Source organism: Achromobacter sp. RTa, from assembly GCF_000757485.1.
GTDB lineage: Bacteria > Pseudomonadota > Gammaproteobacteria > Burkholderiales > Burkholderiaceae_B > Achromobacter.
Genome location: NZ_JPYO01000038.1, coordinates 27,259 through 29,997 on the forward strand (window position 1 = coordinate 27,259; position 2,739 = coordinate 29,997).

Here is a 2,739-nt window from a genome sequence, read left to right on the forward strand (position 1 = left end):
GTCGCGGAATCGGCCGCGGCCGCCGAGGCCATTACCCAGGCCGCGCGCGCCGCCCGGCCTGCGGCCCCCGCGCACGTGGACAAGGAATCCACCTCGATCCGCGTCGGCGTCGAGAAGGTGGACCAGGTGATCAACCTGGTGGGCGAGCTGGTCATCACCCAGGCGATGCTGGCGCAGACGGCGTCCACGCTGGACCCGGTGCTGCACGACCGCCTGCTCAACGGCATGGAACAGCTGGAACGCAATGCCCGCGACCTGCAGGAAGCGGTCATGTCGATCCGGATGATGCCGATGGACTATGTGTTCAGCCGCTTTCCCCGCCTGGTGCGCGATATCGCCAGCAAGATGGGCAAGCAGATCGAGCTGCAGACGTACGGCCGCGCTACCGAACTGGACAAGAGCCTGATCGAGCGCATCATCGATCCGCTGACCCACCTGGTCCGCAACAGCCTGGACCACGGCATCGAGACTCCCGAAAAGCGCATCGCTTCCGGCAAGGATCCCGTCGGCCAGCTGGTGCTTTCCGCCCAGCACAACGGCGGCAATATCGTGATCGAGGTCAGCGACGATGGCGCCGGCCTGAACCGCGAGAAGATCCTCAAGAAGGCGATCTCCCAGGGCCTGGCCGTCAATGAGAACTCGCCGGACGACGAGATCTGGCAACTGATCTTCGCGCCCGGCTTCTCCACCGCCGAAAAGGTCACGGACATCTCCGGCCGCGGCGTCGGCATGGACGTGGTGCGCAGGAACATCCAGGACATGGGCGGCCACGTGCAGCTGTCGTGCGAGCCGGGCAACGGCACCACGACGCGCATCGTGCTGCCGCTGACCCTGGCCATCCTGGACGGCATGTCGGTGCGGGTGGGCGAGGAAACCTTCATCCTGCCGCTGAACCACGTCACCGAATCGCTGCAGCCCACGAACGACCAGATCTACTCGGTGGCGGGCAACGAGCGCGTCATGCACGTGCGCGGCGAGTACCTGCCGCTGGTCGAAATGCACCGCGTGTTCTCGGTGAATGGCGCGCAGACCGATCCTACCCAGGCGATCGCCGTCATCATGCAGGCCGAGGATCGCCGTTTCGCGCTGCTGGTGGACCACCTGATCGGGCAGCACCAGGTCGTGGTGAAGAACCTCGAGTCGAACTACCGCAAGGTTCCCGGCATTTCGGCTGCCACCATCCTGGGCGATGGCAGCGTGGCCCTGATCGTCGACGTATTTGCGCTTGCGCGCGCCAACCGCGAGCGTTGGTCGCAGCCCGAAGCCATTCTGAATTGATGGAGAACTAACCTCATGGCAGCCAAACCGCAAGCGCCCGCCGCGCGCAATGAAGATGTCGGCAGCGAATTCCTGGTGTTCACGCTGGGCGACGAAGAGTACGGGATCGACATCCTGAAGGTGCAGGAGATCCGCGGCTATGACGCCGACACGGTCACCCGCATCGCGAATGTTCCGCCGTTCATCAAGGGCGTAACGAACCTGCGCGGCATCATCGTGCCGATCGTCGACCTGCGCATCAAGTTCAACCTCGGGCGTGTCGAATACAACGAGCAGACCGTGGTCATCATCCTGAACCTCGACCGCCGCGTGGTCGGCATCGTGGTGGACGGCGTGTCCGACGTGCTGATGCTCAATTCGGGCCAGATCCGTCCGGCGCCGGAATTCGGCGCGACGCTATCCACGGAATACCTGACCGGCCTGGGCACCGTGGACGAGCGCATGCTGATCCTGGTGGATATCGAGAAGCTCATGACCAGCGACGAAATGGCGCTGGTGGAGAAGGTCGCTTCCTGATCGGAATCCGGCCGTAAGCGGGGTAGAGGCGCCATATTCGATCCGAAGTGGCGCTTTCCTTTAACGATTGCAGTCAAGGAGTGGTGCTTGTGATGCGCAAGTTTTTCGCGAACATGACGATACGCAGCAGCCTGTTGTGGGTGCTGGCGTTCTTCTCATTCATGTTGGTGATCGGGGCGGCGCTCGGCGTCCTGTCCCTGCGCATCAGCAACGGGACGTTGGCGGAGATCAAGCAGTCGCAGGAGCTCGACGACGCCGTCGGCCGCGTCGTGTCCAGCTACAAGGATTCCCTGAACGGCCTGGGCCGCGCCGCATCCTCCAACTACGCCGACATCGTGAGCAATGTGGGCCAGGCCACGCTGTTGGCGCAGGGCCTGTCGGCGGACGCCACCGGCCTGCTGGAACGCGCGAAGGCGTCCATGAACAAGGGCCAGGCGGAGTTCGAGTACTACAAGACCCTGCCGCGGCCGCCTGAAGCGGCCGAAGCGCTCAAGGAAATCGACGATTCCTATGGCGCGCTGGTGCAGCAAGGCCTGGGCCCGCTGGTTGCCGCCCTGGAAAAGGCCGACATGCAGGCCTACCAGAAGCAGGTCCAGACGGTGCAGGACGCCCTGGAAGGGCGCTTCGCCCGCGCGATAGAAGGGTTCGATTTCTGGCGCGCCAGCAAGATGCTGGACGCTTATGAAGTGGCGCAGGTGCGCTATCAGTTCGTGCTGATGGCGGTGGGCGCGGGCGGCGTGATCGCCGCGCTGCTGGTGTTCGCTACCTATGTGTTCCTGCGCCGCCGCGTGCTGCAGCCGCTGAAGGAGGCAGGCAGCCACTTCGACCTCATCGCCGGCGGCGACCTGACCGCCCGCGTGGACGTGCGCAATACCAATGAGATCGGCCAACTGTTCGCCGCGCTCAAGCGCATGCAGGAAAGCCTGACCCGCACGGTATCGGCCG

General features: G+C 64.3%; 3 protein-coding genes. All 3 read left to right on the forward strand.

The window, feature by feature from the left end:
• On the forward strand, nucleotides 1-1,278 hold a 1,278-nt coding region (locus JL37_RS15375), incomplete at its 5' end, for a chemotaxis protein CheW (RefSeq protein WP_043545139.1).
• 15 nt (nucleotides 1,279-1,293) lie between these two features.
• Nucleotides 1,294-1,794, forward strand: coding sequence for a chemotaxis protein CheW (gene cheW / locus JL37_RS15380; protein WP_043545132.1), 501 nt, complete (start codon nucleotides 1,294-1,296; stop codon nucleotides 1,792-1,794).
• Between the two features lie 92 nt (nucleotides 1,795-1,886).
• Nucleotides 1,887-2,739: Tar ligand binding domain-containing protein (locus tag JL37_RS15385; protein ID WP_156124320.1), on the forward strand; the 853-nt coding region annotated here is incomplete at its 3' end.

Bases quoted from the DNA above. Each gene is read 5' to 3' on its own strand.
- cheW (WP_043545132.1), top strand. From the start codon at position 1,294: ATGGCAGCCAAACCGCAAGCGCCCGCCGCGCGCAATGAAGATGTCGGC.